The following is a 15,835-nucleotide window of genomic DNA, read 5'->3' as shown; positions in this document are numbered from 1 at the left end:
TCGCTTTATACATCCCCTATCTTTCGGATACACTAAATAATATAAGGTTTTAAAGGAGGTATTTTTGCTTGGAAGAAATTACACAAGAACATATTGATAAGTTGTTATTATTTATGAGAGAAGAAGCGTATAAACCGCTAACGATACAAGAGTTAGAAGAGGCATTTGGAATTGAAGGTTCTGAGGGCTTTAAAGATTTTGTAAAGGCACTTGTAATGATGGAAGAGAAGGGACTTGTTATTCGTACACGTAGCAACCGTTACGGTCTTCCTGAAAAGATGAATTTAGTAAGAGGTAAGTTAATTGGACATGCACGTGGTTTTGCATTCGTTGTACCAGAGGAGAAGAAAACGGGAGACGATGATCTTTTCATCCCTCCTACAGAATTAAACGGTGCACTTCATGGCGATACAGTATTAGCACGACTTAGTTCTCAATCGAGCGGTTCACGTCAAGAAGGTTCAATTGTACGCATTTTAGAGCGTGGAACGAAAGAACTTGTTGGTACATATACAGAATCGAAAAACTTTGGCTTTGTTATACCTGACAATAAGCGCTGGACGAGTGATATCTTTATCTTGAAAAGTGCATCAATGGGTGCTGTAGAAGGTCATAAAGTAGTTGTGAAAATTACGAGCTACCCAGAAAACCGTTTAAGTGCAGAAGGTGAAGTTATTCAAATTCTAGGTCATAAAAATGATCCAGGAGTAGATATTTTATCTGTCATTCATAAACATCATTTACCTTTAGCATTCCCTGAAGAAGTGATGGAGCATGCAAACAGTGTACCAGAAACGATTTCAGAAGAAGATTTAAAAGATCGCCGTGATTTACGTGATCAAATGATCGTAACGATTGATGGTGCAGATGCGAAAGATTTAGATGACGCTGTTACAGTAACGAAGCTTGAGAACGGCAATTACAAGCTAGGCGTTCACATTGCGGATGTAAGTCATTACGTTCAAGAAGGTTCTCCAATTGATGTAGAAGCAACGGAAAGAGCGACAAGTGTGTATCTTGTTGACCGTGTAATTCCGATGATTCCACATCGTCTATCTAACGGTATTTGCTCATTAAATCCGAAAGTAGACCGTCTGACATTATCTTGTGAAATGGAAATCAACAACTTAGGTGATGTTGTTAAACACGAGATTTTCCAAAGTGTGATTAAAACGACAGAGCGTATGACGTATGCTGACGTAAGAAGCATTTTAGAAGATGAGGACGAAGAGTTAATTAAGCGTTATGAGCCATTAGTACCGATGTTTAAAGAGATGGGGCAATTGGCACAAATTCTACGTGAAAAACGTATGCGCCGTGGTGCAATTGACTTTGACTTTAAAGAAGCGAAAGTATTAGTAGATGAAGAAGGAAAACCGACTGATGTTGTCATGCGCGATCGCTCTGTATCAGAGAAGTTAATTGAAGAATTTATGCTTGTTGCGAATGAAACAGTAGCAGAGCACTTCCACTGGATGAACGTACCGTTTATGTACCGTGTCCATGAAGATCCGAAAGAAGATAAGCTTGAGCGTTTCTTCGAGTTTGTAACGAACTTCGGATATGCGGTAAAAGGACGTGCGAATGAAGTGCACCCTCGTGCGCTGCAACAAATTCTTGAAATGGTTCAAGGACAGCCAGAAGAAGTAGTTATTTCAACAGTTATGCTTCGTTCTATGAAGCAAGCTCGTTACGATGCGGATAGTTTAGGACATTTCGGTTTATCAACTGAGTTCTACACACATTTCACATCACCAATTCGTCGTTACCCAGATACAATTGTTCATAGATTAATTCGTGAATACATTATTAATGGTAAAGTCGACAATGAAACGCAAGCAAAATGGCGTGAAAAATTACCTGAGATTGCAGAGCACTCTTCTAATATGGAACGCCGTGCTGTTGAAGCAGAGCGTGAAACAGATGAGATGAAAAAAGCAGAGTATATGGTTGATAAGATCGGTGAAGAGTATGACGGTATGATTAGCTCTGTAACAAACTTCGGTTTATTCGTAGAGCTTCCAAATACAATTGAAGGTCTTGTACACGTTAGTTATTTAACGGATGATTACTACCGTTATGACGAGCAACATTTCGCTATGATCGGAGAGCGTACAGGAAACGTATTCCGCATCGGTGACGAAATTACAATTCGCGTTATTAACGTAAACAAAGACGAGCGTGCAATCGACTTTGAAATCGTTGGCATGAAAGGTACACCTCGCCGTAAGTTCAAAGATCGTCCAGTCGTTATCGAGCAGCCAAGAACAGGCAGAAAGAAACGCGGTGGACGTAGCGAGCGCAGTAATGAGCGCGGCGGTGAACGTGGCACAGGTAGAAAATTTGACCGTGGTGGCAAAGGAAAAGGAAGAGGATCCGCATCTGCATCCACATCCACATCCGCAAGTCAGCCAGGGAAAAAAGATGGTAACGGCAAGAAGAAAAAAGGATTTTTCGAAAACGTACCAGGATTCAAGAAGAAAAAGAAAAAGCGTAAGTAAGAAAAGGATGGCTTCGCTTTGATGAAAAGCGGGGCTTTTTCTTTTTTCTTGGTGGCTTGAGAGCGAGCCACTTTCGGTTTTTATGGAATCCAGCTACAGTGGCTAGAATGTTCGGCGGCTTCACTTCTTCCCGAGAGGCAAAGAGCGCCTCAAGGTCAGAAGCTCCATCCACCTCACATTCTGAACGAGCCACTTTCGCTTTTTGTATAATCCAGCTACAGTGGCTAGAATCTGTTGGCCATTTCACTCCCTCGGACGAAGCAAAAAGCGCTTCTCTGTCGGGAGTTCCAATGTCCAAAGATTCTAAGCGAGCCACTTTCGCTTTTTGTTTACATTTGTTACAATAGTAAAAATAGAGGAGGGACGTTATATGCCAAAAGGTACAGGTAAGGTTATTGCACAAAATAAAAAAGCGTTTCATGATTATTTCATTGAAGAAACATACGAAGCAGGGCTTGTCCTTCAAGGAACGGAAATTAAGTCGATTCGCGCTGGTCGCGTGAACTTGAAAGATGCGTTTGCACGTGTACATAATGGTGAAGTATGGGTTCATAATATGCACATTAATACGTACGAACAAGGGAATCGTTTCAACCATGATCCACTTCGTACGAGAAAATTACTTCTTCATAAAAAAGAAATTGATAAGCTAGCAGGCGCTGCAAAAGAAACAGGTTACGCATTAGTTCCACTTAGAATCTATTTGAAAAATGGATTTGCAAAAATGGCACTTGGTTTAGCAAAAGGTAAGAAACAATACGATAAACGTCACGATTTAAAAGAGAAAGAAGCGAAACGTGAAATTGCACGCGTGTTCCGTGATCGCCAAAAGATGTAATACAGATATTTACATTTGTAAAACGGCGCGCGTATGATATAATAACTTATGTAAGGTTGTTGCACATTGAAAAACAGCTCTTAGTAGCTATCACGATATTTTCTTCGTATGCTCCATTTTTATCATGGGGACGTTACGGATTCGACAGGGATAGTTCGAGCTTAGGTTGCGAGTCGAGGGGATCGGCCTCGTTAAAACGTCAAAGCCTATAATTGGCAAACAAAACAATCTTTCTTTAGCTGCTTAATTGCACTAAAGGTTCCTCCCTCCATCGTCCATGTGGTAGGGTAAGGGACTCAAACTAAGTGGACTACGCCGGAGTTCGCCGTCTGAGGACAAAGGAAGAGAACAACCAGACTAGCAACTTGGAAGCCTGTCGATAGGCCGAAGAGTTCGCGAAATGCTAATATATCGACTACACTCGTAGAAGCTTAAGTGCCGATATTTTTGGACGTGGGTTCGACTCCCACCGTCTCCACCAATACATATTTGGTGGTTTTTTTATTTTGTATAACAAGAAGCATAAGATGGCCGTTTTGGCCAACTTATGCTTCTTTTAGTTTACGGCCAACTTATGCTTCCAGGATTTGAAGAATATTTTTAATGTCGCCTTTAAATAAAGTCGCGACTTTTAGGGATAGCATCACATCATCATCAATCTAAGAATAGCAAATACCCCAAAACGAAAAAAAATGTACATTTTTTTCGTTTTGGGGCGTTATAAAATCCTTAAGTTGATGGGCATATGGCGACTCATTTCTAGAATTGTTTTCATGTGTCAATGATAGAAATATATTTTTAATTATGGCTACTTTTCAACTAGTACGATATCATCAAGATAGGCATCACCGATGTTAACATATCCATTAATTTGTAAGATGACCTTATATGGATTATTAGTATTTAGAGTAGTAAATTCAACCGATTTTTGTTCATACTGTGTGGAAGTAAACGTCATAACAAATGTGTTTTCTCCCCCAGGAGACTGTGCTCCTACAAATAAGGTTTTTTCAGGACCCGATACTTTTCCAGATGCGGACATGATGTATGTAGTATTAGGCTTCAAAGTTACGTCTCCCTTAAGATGACCAGCTCCTGAACTAAAATGAAGTCCTTTAGAATTATTTACTCCTGCATGCTCTTCAATATTGTAAATTAAAGAGCCATATGCTGGTTTAAAAGGTTCTAAACTTGAATTGTGGTCAAAATCAATATTTAAAATATAAGGGTTCTCCTTCTCCTTTAATTGTACATTATCAAACTTAACCCTCCCATTTGCTGTAGAAGCAAGTTTGACAGCAAAGTTTGACACATCTTCCCCTGTTTTAAACTTCATCTCATGATGTTCCGGCTTAAATCCTGAATATTGCTTTTTTGTTAATGGAACGATTTCTTGATGGGCATTCAGATTACCTACTGTTACTTCTGATGGAGAACCTATACTTCCCGCTATATCAAATGTTAATGTATATTCTGTATTCGGCTTTACAGTAACAGGCTGATAGGCTGTGTCTGCATGTATTAATTTGAGATAATGATTGGCTGGTTCAGAAGTGCCGATATTCTCGGTAGAAGAATTAGGATTAGATAAAATCCAGTTATTTAGCCCATCCTCAAAATCTCCATTCTTAACTTGTTCATTTGCAGATGAACTATCTGCTGATACAATACCTGAAAAACCTATACTGGCACTTAATACAATTGCTGTAGAAAAGACTCCTATACCGACTTTTTTTAACAATTTCTTCATCTCCTTTGGTCAGATTAAAATTTACTTTTTCATATTTCTATATATGTTTGGATAAACCTGCCAAAGAACAACTTTAACAATAAATAATTTATGTATCCGAGATTTAGGTTATTTTCATTTGAAGGGGTAGAGGGAGCAACCGTGCCGTGAAGTGTAAAGTAACTTACAGAAAATGTAATACACGATGCGTCGACAGTTGCAAAAATTAACATTTATGCAACACTCCACTTGGGCTTGATTTTTATGGCGCCATAACGTTGCATCTATTGTGTTGCAAATTAATTTTCGATAATACGGTGATATTCGTAGCGAAATAGAAAATAGATATTTGCAACACTATGAATACCTTAACGTACTGCAAAATGATTACCAAAAACCTTTTTAAAAAGTGCACCGTACACTTTTTATCCTTTTACTGGAATCTACTTTGCACTTCCCAGCACAGGTGCCCCTTCTAGCCCTTGAAAGATCTTCAATATATACAAGGACACCTCGCTCAAATTGAACGGGTAAAGAAAGCATATCAAGAGAGCAAAGTGACCTATTAACTAACGAAAGCGTCACTTCCACTTGCTCGTTTATTAAGGTTATTAGTATCAATTTGGCCAAACATTATTCCAAAGCTACATTAATAAAACACACGGCAAGCTTATGGTTTTTTTTTGTTTATGGAAAAGTTATGGTTCTAAAAATAGAATGTATCTAATTTCTTGGTTCTTTCAATTACATCATCAATGCATCTTGTGTGTTATCCCTTAACTATCACAATTTTATCCAGTAAAAGCCTGATTGGTGAGGACTCATAAGCAGTGGGGGATGAACATCTCTATTTAATTAACACTTCGCTTTATTTGAATCTTCATATGTTTTGTGTTTTTATCCATACCTATTGTAAGATTATATAGAGTTCTCCTAATAAACTGTTTTAATGGATTATTTAGGGGTTTTAAATTTATAAATCTTAAATTGTTTTTTGGGGATAATTTTTTATCTAAATAAGTTATATTGAAGTAGAGGTGAACCATCGGTGAAGCAGGTGTTGGTGATTAAAAATGAACGGTCTTCAGCAAAGAAAATTGTAAGCGGTCTAACGCAAGAAGGCTATTTCATTTTAAAACTTCACAATGAAAACCAAGGTTTAAATATAATATATGAACAAGATTGGGATATTATCATATTGGATTGGGACTCATTAAGTATATCGGGACCAGAAATTTGCAGACAAATACGACTTGTTAAAACCACACCGATAATTATTGTGACCGACAATATTTCTAGTAAGGATTGCATAGCAGGGCTACAAGCAGGAGCAGATGATTATATAAGAAAACCATTTGTGAAAGAAGAATTAGTAGCAAGGGTTCAAGCAATTTTAAGGAGAAGTGACTATATCCAGCAAAATGAGATGAAATTTTTTCAGTTTAAAGATCTCTTTGTTGATGCATCTAGCAATATTGTGAAAAAAGGTGGCGAGAACCTCTCCCTTACTAAGCGCGAGTATGATTTGCTTGTATTTTTAATCAAAAACAAAAACACAATATTGAGCCGTGAAATGCTTTTGAATCAAGTATGGGGATATAACGTAGTAGTAAATCCAAATGTAGTAGACTTATATATTGGGTATGTAAGAAAAAAGTTAAAGTGCGAGAAGAAAGACAGATATATTCAAACGATACATGGCAGAGGCTATTCAATGATTGACTGATAAAAATAAGATAATAAAAAAATGAGTAAAACTATTTCATTCAGTTTTACTCGTTTTTTTATTAAATGTGATAATCAAATAGTTTCTGAGAAGTATTAAAAGATGTAAAAAAATATTTCTATCAGGTAATGGATTATGAAAACATTAGCTATTAATGAGCATTTTTTGCAGGGGAAATTATGGTTTATAAGGTGCTCATCTTTTGGGTATTGTGTAGGGGACGATTCTAGCGCGCATTAGTTGAGACCGGATCTAATGAAAGTGTCTACTCGAAAAAAATCGACACGCTCTGAAGAATAAAGGTTAATCAACACGCCCGACTTCATATATTACTTTGTTTGCCTGATTTTATGAATTCACACCATTCACAAGATTTTCACAGAATTAATGACTATACTAATTAACAGGATGTTCAAATGAAAATGATTATCAATAGCGATTCAATTGAATAAAAGTTACCTTCTAATTCAATCTATGGATGTCATCATTTTCGAAATAAATCACACTATAAGGAGTATACATATGAAAAAATCTATGCTTTTAAAATTAGTGAGTATTCTAGCAATTTTCACTTTAATGTTAGTAGCTTGCTCAGATTCAAGTAAAGAAACTTCGAAGGCTAATAATAAAGATAATGGTAGTGATAAGCCAAAAACGGTTGAAATCACTGATGCTCATGGAACTGTTAAAGTCCCTGTAAACCCAAAGAATGTAGTTGCTTTGGATAACAGAACTTTTGAAACTTTATCTGATTGGGGAATTAAATTAGCGGCTGCTCCAAAGGATATCATGCCTGCTGATTCAGCATATAAAAAGGATGAAAAAGTTCAAAATATTGGGAATCACCGTGAACCAAATCTTGAAATTATTGCAGCGGCAAACCCTGACCTTGTAATCGTTGGTCAAAGATTTGCTGACCATTACGAAGAAATCAAAAAATTAGTACCAAATGCAGCAGTTATTGATCTTAATTTTGATGTTTCTGAGAAAGCTACTAAGCCTGGCGAAAACTTAGTAAAAGGACTTAAAGATTCTACAATTACTTTAGGAAAAATCTTTAATAAAGATAAAGAAGCTAAACAATTAGTAGCTGATTTTGATAAATCTATTGAAAAAGCAAAATCTGCTTATAACGGAAAAGATAAAGTTATGAGTGTTATCGTTACTGGTGGTAATATTGGTTTTGCTGCTCCACATTCTGGTCGCGTTTGGGGACCAATGTATGAAATTTTCGGTTGGACTCCAGCGTTAGAAGTTTCAAATTCTACTGCAGGTCATAAAGGTGATGACGTTTCTGTTGAAGCTATTGCACAAACAAATCCTGATTGGATTTTCGTATTAGATCGTGATGCTGCAACATCTGATGCAGCTAAGTCAACACCTGCTAAGGATGTTATTTCTAAATCACCTGCTCTTCAAAACACAACTGCTGTTTCTAAAAAACAAGTTATTTATGCACCAGAAGATACTTACACAAATGAATCAATTCAAACTTATATAGAGTTATTTGGAAATATGGCAAAAACTTTAGCTAAGTAGTGTAAAGGGGTACGAAACAGTGTCAAAAAATATGATTTCTAGGGTTGAGAATATTTCTCAACCCCAGTTTTATAATCAAAATAAAATATGGACAAAACCTTTTATAATAGCAGTTATAGTTGTTATAATTTTAGGGATTATATCACTGTTTACTGGAGTTTATGATATACGTGGACAAGAGGACGGGACAGAGATGTTTTTCATAACTCGTGTTCCGAGAACAGCTGCATTAATGCTTACTGGAGCTGCGATGGCGATGGCAGGGCTCGTAATGCAACTCATTACACAGAATCGCTTTGTTGAACCTACTACAACGGGGACTATTGAATGGTCAGGCTTAGGCCTGCTTTTTGTGTATTTATTATTTCCTGCCCCGACTTTAGTTCAAAGAATGACTGGTGCAATCATTTTTTCTTTTATAGGAACTATGATTTTCTTTCTATTTTTAAGAAGAGTTAAGCTTCGTTCGTCTTTAATTGTTCCGATTATTGGATTGATGCTTGGAGCAGTAATTTCTGCAGTGTCTACTTTTTTAGGACTCCTTTTTCAAAAGACGCAAAGTATTGAAACTTGGTTTGTAGGTTCATTTGCTAACATTCAGGTGGGAAGATATGAATATTTATGGCTGATTGTTATCATTACTTTTCTTATTTTTATGTATGCTAATAGATTGACTTTAGCTGGACTAGGAGAAGATGTCGCAACAAGTCTTGGAGTTAATTACAATAGAATTGTTCTTTTTGGGACTGCTCTTATCTCTGTTGCAGTTGGAATTGTTGCAGCTGTTATTGGACACTTACCTTTCTTAGGATTAATTGTGCCAAATATCGTTTCAATGTTTAGAGGTGATGATCTTAGGAGTAATTTACCTTGGGTTTGTGTGATCGGAATGGGATCAATAACTGCCTGTGACATCATTTCTCGAACAATTATACAGCCTTTTGAATTACCTGTTTCTTTAATACTTGCAACAGTGGGAGCAGTCGTGTTTATTACTATTTTATTGAGACAAAGAAAACCAAGGAGGCTACGATGATCACATTAGAATATAGAAAAAAAGAAAATGTCGAAATCGATTCTAGCCTTCATAATGAAAGTAGATCAGCTAGCGCTTTTCGGTCTAAGAAGGAAGCAAGACGTTATTGGATTTTACTGATAACATTGATTGCTTTAGGTCTTCTTTCTTCATATGGACTTTTAGTTTATAACAATCCAGTTCCGATAGATTCACCTTCTTTTATCCCAGTCGTTAAGAGAAGGATAGTAGCTATTGTTGCAATGATTATCGCTGCAGTTTGCCATAGCTTGTCGACAGTTGCTTTCCAATCTATTACGAATAATAAAATTATTACTCCATCGCTTTTAGGTTTCGAATCACTTTATTCAGCAATTCAAACGAGTACAGTATTCTTCTTTGGTGCTAGTGCGTTAATAAATTTTAATGGAATTGGATCATTTTTATTCCAAGTTGTTGTTATGGTCTTCATGAGTTTGATACTTTATGGATGGTTACTTTCCGGTAAATACGGGAATTTACAACTTATGCTTTTAGTTGGAATTATTATTGGTACCGGGCTAAATTCTGTGTCAACTTTCATGAGAAAACTACTTGCGCCTTCAGAATTTGATATCTTACAAGCAAGATTATTTGGTTCTGTTAATCATGCAGATCCTGCATATTTTCCTATTGTAATTCCTATGATCATAATTGTAGCGGTATTAATTTTTGCTCATTCTAAGAATTTGAATGTTTTGTCACTAGGAAAAGATGTTGCTACTTCTTTTGGAGTTAAATACCAACCTAGTGTAATTTATACGCTTGTATTAGTAGCTATTTTAATGTCCATTTCAACAGCTCTAATTGGGCCACTTACTTTCTACGGCTTTTTAGTGGCAACTTTGAGTTATCAGGCAGCGTCAACTTATGATCATAGATATATTTTTCCGATGGCTTTTGCTATAGGATTTTTAATAATGACGAGTGCATACTTTTTAATGTATCATGTATTCCATGCTCAAGGTGTAGTTTCAGTTATTATTGAATTATTCGGTGGAATCATATTCTTAACTATAGTTTTAAGGAAGAGGGCTTTATGATAAAAATTGATAATGTTAAAAAGTTCTATACTGATAAGGTAAAAATAGGACCTTTGGATATTGAAATACCAAAAGCAGGCTTTACTTCTTTAATTGGACCAAATGGCGCTGGAAAGTCAACGACACTTTTGATGATTGGCAGACTTTTAGATATGGATGAAGGTCAAATTCAGGTAGCAAATATGGATGTTTCTGAATCCAAATCAAAAGACTTAGCAAAAGTTTTGACTATATTGCGACAAGAAAATCATTTTGTAACTAGGCTTACTGTGAGACAACTAGTTGGATTTGGGCGCTTTCCTTATTCAAAGGGAAGATTGACTAAAGAAGATGAGGCTATCATCTCTAAATATATCGATTTCTTAGATTTAACTAGTTTAGAGAATAGATATTTAGATGAGCTTTCTGGTGGTCAAAGACAAAGGGCATATGTAGCGATGGTATTGTGCCAAGAGACGGAATATGTACTTTTGGACGAACCTTTGAACAACCTTGATGTTGCTCGTTCTGTTCAAATGATGGAGCATTTGAGACGTGCAGCTAATGAATTTGGACGAACAATTTTGACTGTCATGCATGACATAAATTTTGCAGCTAAATATTCGGATAAAATTTGTGCTATGAAAGATGGACAAATTGCTGCTTTTGGAACAGTAGAAGAAGTTATGGACCCAACACTTTTGACAGATATTTTTGAAACAAAAATAGAGATTATTAATGGTCCTTATGGGCCAATCGCTGTTTATTAGTTATAAAATGTCTTGCGTAGATTATGCAAGACACTCTAGTTGAAGTTGCTGTCTGTATTTTATAGACAGCAGCTTTTTTTATGTGATTACTCATAAAATGCAAAAGAATGCTTCACCTTTTCAAGTATGTACCAAGTGGAAAAAATATCTCTGTATAATTTTTCAAAAGAATTCAGCTTGTTTTTTGTATATGTAATATTGCATATCAGAGTGTATTGATAAAAGTGTAAGGGGTCACTATAATGAGGGCATAAAGATAAATCACATTTTCGTAGCAATAAAAAGGAGGAAATAATATGGAAATCGCAATGGCAGTTTTAAAATTTGTAGGTGGCGTAATCCCGTTAATTCAAGAACTTTTAAAAGCATTTATGTAAGTTTATTAGTTAGCTATCATTTATCAATCATTATCATATTTTACTAAAAAAAGAACGGGGTGATTTTTCTGAATATTAAGAAAAACACTAAAAGAAGAAAGTTCCTTACATGTTTATTAGTTAGTCTATGCACTATTAATTATTCATCTATTTCCTTCGCAGAAACACAAGCAAGTAATGTAACTGATGTAACCAAAAATGCTAGTGGCATTAATACTGGTATAGCAAATCTTAAATATAATAATCAAGAGGTTTTAGCTGTAAATGGTGATAAAGTAGAAAGTTTTGTTCCGAAAGAAAGTATCAATTCAAATGGTAAATTTGTAGTAGTGGAACGCGAGAAAAAATCACTTACAACGTCACCAGTCGATATTTCAATTATTGATTCTGTAGTGAATCGCACGTATCCAGGAGCTGTACAACTTGCAAATAAAGCTTTTGCAGACAATCAACCAAGTTTATTAGTGGCTAAGAGAAAGCCTTTGAATATTAGTATAGACTTACCGGGCATGAGAAAAGAAAATACAATCACTGTCCAAAATCCGACATATGGTAATGTAGCTGGAGCAGTAGACGATTTAGTATCTACTTGGAATGAAAAGTATTCTACAACACATACGTTACCTGCAAGAATGCAGTATACGGAATCTATGGTTTATAGTAAATCACAAATAGCAAGTGCTCTTAATGTTAACGCTAAATATCTTGATAACAGTCTAAACATTGATTTTAATGCGGTTGCAAATGGAGAGAAAAAAGTGATGGTAGCGGCGTATAAGCAAATATTTTATACGGTAAGTGCTGAACTACCTAACAATCCATCCGACCTTTTTGATAATAGCGTTACTTTTGACGAGTTAACTCGAAAAGGCGTAAGTAATTCGGCTCCACCTGTTATGGTTTCAAATGTAGCTTATGGTAGAACGATTTATGTAAAATTAGAAACAACATCTAAGAGCAAAGATGTACAAGCTGCTTTTAAAGCCTTACTTAAGAATAACAGCGTTGAAACAAGTGGACAGTATAAAGATATTTTTGAAGAAAGTACCTTTACTGCTGTAGTATTAGGCGGAGATGCGAAAGAGCATAACAAGGTTGTTACTAAAGATTTCAATGAAATCCGAAATATTATTAAAGATAATGCTGAATTAAGTCTTAAAAATCCAGCATACCCAATTTCATATACAAGTACTTTCTTAAAAGATAATGCAACTGCTGCTGTTCATAACAATACAGATTATATTGAGACGACAACTACAGAATATTCAAGTGCTAAAATGACACTTGATCATTACGGTGCTTACGTTGCTCAATTTGATGTATCTTGGGATGAATTCACATTTGATCAAAAGGGTAACGAAGTACTAACACATAAAACGTGGGATGGTAGTGGAAAAGACAAAACGGCTCATTACTCTACAGTTATCCCTCTTCCGCCGAATTCAAAAAATATAAAAATTGTAGCAAGAGAATGTACAGGTCTTGCATGGGAATGGTGGAGAACAATTATTAATGAACAAAACGTTCCATTAACAAATGAAATAAAAGTTTCAATTGGAGGAACAACATTATACCCAACAGCTAGTATTAGTCATTAAGTATAAAAAAGCGCCCTATAAGTAGGGCGCTTTTTACTCTTTCCAAAATTGTTCTAATAGAATGACAAGCATGGTACCCACAAGTAAGCCATTACTTAAAACATATTGTAAGGAAGAAGGAATTCCGCTAAATGCACTTTCTGGAAGAAACAATATTCCTAAACTGATTAATAATGAAATTCCTAATATAGTTAATCGGCGTTGATTTACTGCTTCACGTAAAATGGATTGAAATGAAATGCCTATTACTTGGACAAATGTTGCTAAAAGTGCAGCATTAGCAATAGGTCCTGGTAGCAAGGATATAAAGTTTACAATTGAGGGAATAAAAGAAATTCCTGCTAATATAAGACTTGCTATAAGGAACGACTTCACTTTTCTTTGTCCTGTTAGTTTGATAAATCCTGCTGATGCAGGTAATGGTACAATTCCAATTGTAGAGAACAACGACGAGATAATATGTGATATACCTCCGACCCATACACCACGGTTCAGTGTTTGCTTTTCATTTTCTTTAGATAATGGAGCCACTTGTTTTACAGCCGAAATAGCAGCGATTGTATTTGCAACTAAAAGAAATGTAAATAAAGTTGCAGTTAGAGTCATTCCAATATCGAATCTAGGTGTGCCCCAAGCAAATATCTCTGGTAACTTAACTAGTGTTGTGTGCGAAGGCATATGAGATGATTTTCCTAATACTGCATACAAAAGCCAACCGCATGAAATTCCAAGTAATACAGCGTAACTTTTCATCCATCCTTTCCCTTTAATTGATAAGAAAGTAATAAGGACAAAAACAAAGAGAGCAATAGTAGCTGTTGTATAGTCAGGATGGGTTGCAGATCCTTGTAATCCTATCATTCCTTTTACTAACACACCACTAAGCTGAAGTGCTAAGATTAAAAGAAAAGTTCCTGTAACTAAAGGGGTAAATAAACGTAAGATTCGATGTACAAGCCCTGTTATACCAAGTATGAAGAGTAATATACCTGCAATAATTAACCCGCCTTCTAAAAGTTGCAACACGTCTTTTGCACTTTGTCCCTGATGCATAGCGATTTGTCCCGATATGACAAATATACTTACCCATGAACCGGCTGGCCCATCCGCGATGGGATAGCGATGCCCAAACCATACTTGTATAAATGAACTTATTCCTACCACTAAAAAAGTTTGCTGCATTAATGTTGAGACATCCTCTATTGGTAAATGGAATATGCCACCAATAATTATAGGTAATGCAATTGCATTTGCTAATAGAAACACAAACCATTGTAGAATATTAAAGCTCGTATCAAAGTATTCTTTATTCATATTATTCTCCTTTGCCGAAAAAGAATCTCATATTAAAAATCCATCCTTTCTACACAGTTAGATTAAAAAGGATGGATTTTGTAAATCTATAAAATTAATTTAATGATATAGATAGATTTTTAATTAATTACCATGCACGAAATGGTAAGAATTTACCGTTAAGTGTAATTACGATGCGAGGATCGCCACCTTTTGGATCTTCTTGTGTATCCACACCCAAGTTGAAGTTAATTGCACTCATTACACCTTCGCCGGATTTTTCTAAGATTAATTCTCTAATAGTTGGTGCATATTGTAACATCATTTCATATAAACGATATGCAATCGGGTCCGTAGGAGGCATTTCCATTACTTGGCCGCGAAGTGGAACTACTGTTAATGCTTGAACTACTTCTTCATCTAATTCTAATAGTTTACCAATTTCTTCTGCTTCTGGACGTGTCATTGTAGCTTGTCCTAATAACGCTGTTACAACCCAAGTCTCAGAGTGTTCACTTACTTTTGCAATTTCTTCCCAAGTTAACCCTTTTTTAATTTTTGCCGCTAAAATTTTTTGCGTAGCTTCTTGTCTATTCATATCTAATACTTGTTTTTTCATATCTCATAACTTCCCTTCATATACGTGATAATTATTATTTTGTTTTACTATTTAACGCTTTATATCCATCAACCACTACATCTAATTTACCTGTGTGAGGGTCAATAACTAAACCATGTACAGGAACATCTTTTGGGATAAGTGGATGATTTCTTACTAAATCAACATTAGCTTGCGTTGAGTCGCAAACATCATCGAATCCGAATAACCATTTTTCAAGGTCAATACCAGCATATTCAATCGCTGATAAAATTTCTGATGAAGCTACTCCGCGATCTAATATTTTTTGAAGTGTTCCTTTTGGATTCGTTTGGCTCGCGCCACATCTATGGTGTCCAATAAGGAAGATTTCATCTGCATTTAAATCGTATACTGACGCTACAACACTTTGCATAACACTATCGAAAGCAGAAGCAATTTTACCACCTGCATTTCTGATAACTTTTGCATCACCATCGTGTATATCTAAAGCTTTTGGAAGTAGCTCAATTAAACGAGCATCCATGCAAGAAACAACAACCATACGTTTTTTAGGCATTTTTGTCGCTTCACGAGGAGCGTATTCCTTATTTTCTACAAAATGTTCATTGAACGATAGAATTTCTTGTAATAACATATTTGTAACCTCCTTTAAATCTAGATGTATTTTTTTGTTGTGTCCTCTGTGTTATAAGTAAATATAGCTGATAAATAATGTGATGTAAGAGGATAAACTAAGTATAGTGAATTGTATCGATAAGCAGAATAGGTTGGCGAAACACTTTCGGGC

13 protein-coding genes and 1 other RNA gene are annotated in these 15,835 nt (G+C 35.7%); 9 read left to right on the top strand and 5 right to left on the bottom strand.

Annotated elements, in window-relative coordinates:
- The first annotated feature begins 68 nt into the window (after positions 1–68).
- A complete protein-coding gene (gene rnr / locus BUA87_RS22910) occupies positions 69–2,501 on the top strand; it encodes a ribonuclease R (protein ID WP_072940913.1) in 2,433 nt (810 codons plus the stop codon).
- Here the strand turns inward: rnr and BUA87_RS31045 are convergent.
- The gene (locus BUA87_RS31045) at positions 2,473–2,748 is read right to left on the bottom strand and encodes a hypothetical protein (RefSeq protein WP_139062900.1); all 276 of its coding nucleotides are present in this window, start codon (positions 2,746–2,748) and stop codon (positions 2,473–2,475) included. The genes rnr and BUA87_RS31045 overlap by 29 nt on opposite strands.
- 123 nt (positions 2,749–2,871) lie before the next feature.
- Here BUA87_RS31045 and smpB point away from each other — a divergent pair, with 123 nt between their 5' ends.
- Both smpB and ssrA read left to right on the top strand, forming a co-directional pair.
- Complete coding sequence (smpB, locus tag BUA87_RS22900) at positions 2,872–3,339, top strand: SsrA-binding protein (RefSeq protein WP_001123920.1); 468 nt, start codon at positions 2,872–2,874, stop codon at positions 3,337–3,339.
- Positions 3,340–3,465: 126 nt separating this feature from the next.
- Positions 3,466–3,820: a transfer-messenger RNA gene (ssrA, locus tag BUA87_RS22895) on the top strand.
- Between the two features lie 327 nt (positions 3,821–4,147).
- On the opposite strand, the gene BUA87_RS22890 is transcribed toward ssrA, so the two are convergent.
- A complete protein-coding gene (locus BUA87_RS22890; protein WP_000915083.1) occupies positions 4,148–5,080 on the bottom strand; it encodes a carbohydrate binding domain-containing protein in 933 nt (310 codons plus the stop codon).
- Positions 5,081–6,116: 1,036 nt separating this feature from the next.
- Here BUA87_RS22890 and BUA87_RS22885 point away from each other — a divergent pair.
- The 6 genes from BUA87_RS22885 (at position 6,117) to alo (ending at position 13,154) form a co-directional block, all read left to right on the top strand.
- Entirely contained in the window at positions 6,117–6,794 is a 678-nt protein-coding gene (locus BUA87_RS22885) for a response regulator transcription factor (RefSeq protein ID WP_025118102.1), read from the top strand.
- A 522-nt stretch (positions 6,795–7,316) separates the two neighbouring features.
- Positions 7,317–8,333 carry a siderophore ABC transporter substrate-binding protein gene (locus BUA87_RS22880; protein ID WP_000749433.1) on the top strand — a complete coding sequence of 339 codons (1,017 nt, stop codon included), beginning with the start codon at positions 7,317–7,319 and terminating at the stop codon, positions 8,331–8,333.
- 19 nt (positions 8,334–8,352) lie between these two features.
- Positions 8,353–9,369, top strand: a complete 1,017-nt coding sequence (locus BUA87_RS22875; RefSeq protein ID WP_000042077.1) for an ABC transporter permease — start codon at positions 8,353–8,355, stop codon at positions 9,367–9,369.
- Positions 9,366–10,430 carry an iron chelate uptake ABC transporter family permease subunit gene (locus BUA87_RS22870; protein WP_000631245.1) on the top strand — a complete coding sequence of 355 codons (1,065 nt, stop codon included), beginning with the start codon at positions 9,366–9,368 and terminating at the stop codon, positions 10,428–10,430. The genes BUA87_RS22875 and BUA87_RS22870 overlap by 4 nt, the downstream gene beginning before the upstream one ends.
- A complete protein-coding gene (locus tag BUA87_RS22865) occupies positions 10,427–11,179 on the top strand; it encodes an iron ABC transporter ATP-binding protein (RefSeq protein ID WP_000590061.1) in 753 nt (250 codons plus the stop codon). The genes BUA87_RS22870 and BUA87_RS22865 overlap by 4 nt, the downstream gene beginning before the upstream one ends.
- A gap of 436 nt (positions 11,180–11,615) precedes the next feature.
- On the top strand, positions 11,616–13,154 hold the full coding sequence (gene alo, locus BUA87_RS22855; protein ID WP_000576745.1) for an anthrolysin O/cereolysin O family cholesterol-dependent cytolysin Alo: 1,539 nt from the start codon (positions 11,616–11,618) through the stop codon (positions 13,152–13,154).
- Positions 13,155–13,187: 33 nt separating this feature from the next.
- Here alo and BUA87_RS22850 read toward each other — a convergent pair whose 3' ends face one another.
- The 3 genes from BUA87_RS22850 to BUA87_RS22840 form a co-directional block, all read right to left on the bottom strand.
- Positions 13,188–14,468 (bottom strand): purine/pyrimidine permease, encoded by a 1,281-nt coding sequence (locus tag BUA87_RS22850; protein WP_072940909.1) that lies wholly within the window; start codon positions 14,466–14,468, stop codon positions 13,188–13,190.
- A gap of 127 nt (positions 14,469–14,595) precedes the next feature.
- A complete protein-coding gene (gene cynS / locus BUA87_RS22845) occupies positions 14,596–15,045 on the bottom strand; it encodes a cyanase (RefSeq protein WP_025118105.1) in 450 nt (149 codons plus the stop codon).
- A gap of 55 nt (positions 15,046–15,100) precedes the next feature.
- Entirely contained in the window at positions 15,101–15,682 is a 582-nt protein-coding gene (locus BUA87_RS22840; protein WP_000926482.1) for a beta-class carbonic anhydrase, read from the bottom strand.
- Between the last annotated feature and the right edge of the window lie 153 nt (positions 15,683–15,835).

Source organism: Bacillus sp. bc15 (assembly GCF_900142585.1).
GTDB classification, from domain to species: domain Bacteria; phylum Bacillota; class Bacilli; order Bacillales; family Bacillaceae_G; genus Bacillus_A; species Bacillus_A cereus.
The sequence above is the reverse complement of the archived record's forward strand: the minus strand, read 5'-3'. Positions and strand labels throughout refer to the sequence as shown.

Bases quoted from the DNA above. Each gene is read 5' to 3' on its own strand.
- BUA87_RS22880 (WP_000749433.1), top strand. From the start codon at position 7,317: ATGAAAAAATCTATGCTTTTAAAATTAGTGAGTATTCTAGCAATTTTC.
- BUA87_RS22850 (WP_072940909.1), bottom strand. From the start codon at position 14,468: ATGAATAAAGAATACTTTGATACGAGCTTTAATATTCTACAATGGTTT.
- BUA87_RS22870 (WP_000631245.1), top strand. From the start codon at position 9,366: ATGATCACATTAGAATATAGAAAAAAAGAAAATGTCGAAATCGATTCT.
- BUA87_RS22840 (WP_000926482.1), bottom strand. From the start codon at position 15,682: ATGTTATTACAAGAAATTCTATCGTTCAATGAACATTTTGTAGAAAAT.
- BUA87_RS22865 (WP_000590061.1), top strand. From the start codon at position 10,427: ATGATAAAAATTGATAATGTTAAAAAGTTCTATACTGATAAGGTAAAA.
- cynS (WP_025118105.1), bottom strand. From the start codon at position 15,045: ATGAATAGACAAGAAGCTACGCAAAAAATTTTAGCGGCAAAAATTAAA.
- smpB (WP_001123920.1), top strand. From the start codon at position 2,872: ATGCCAAAAGGTACAGGTAAGGTTATTGCACAAAATAAAAAAGCGTTT.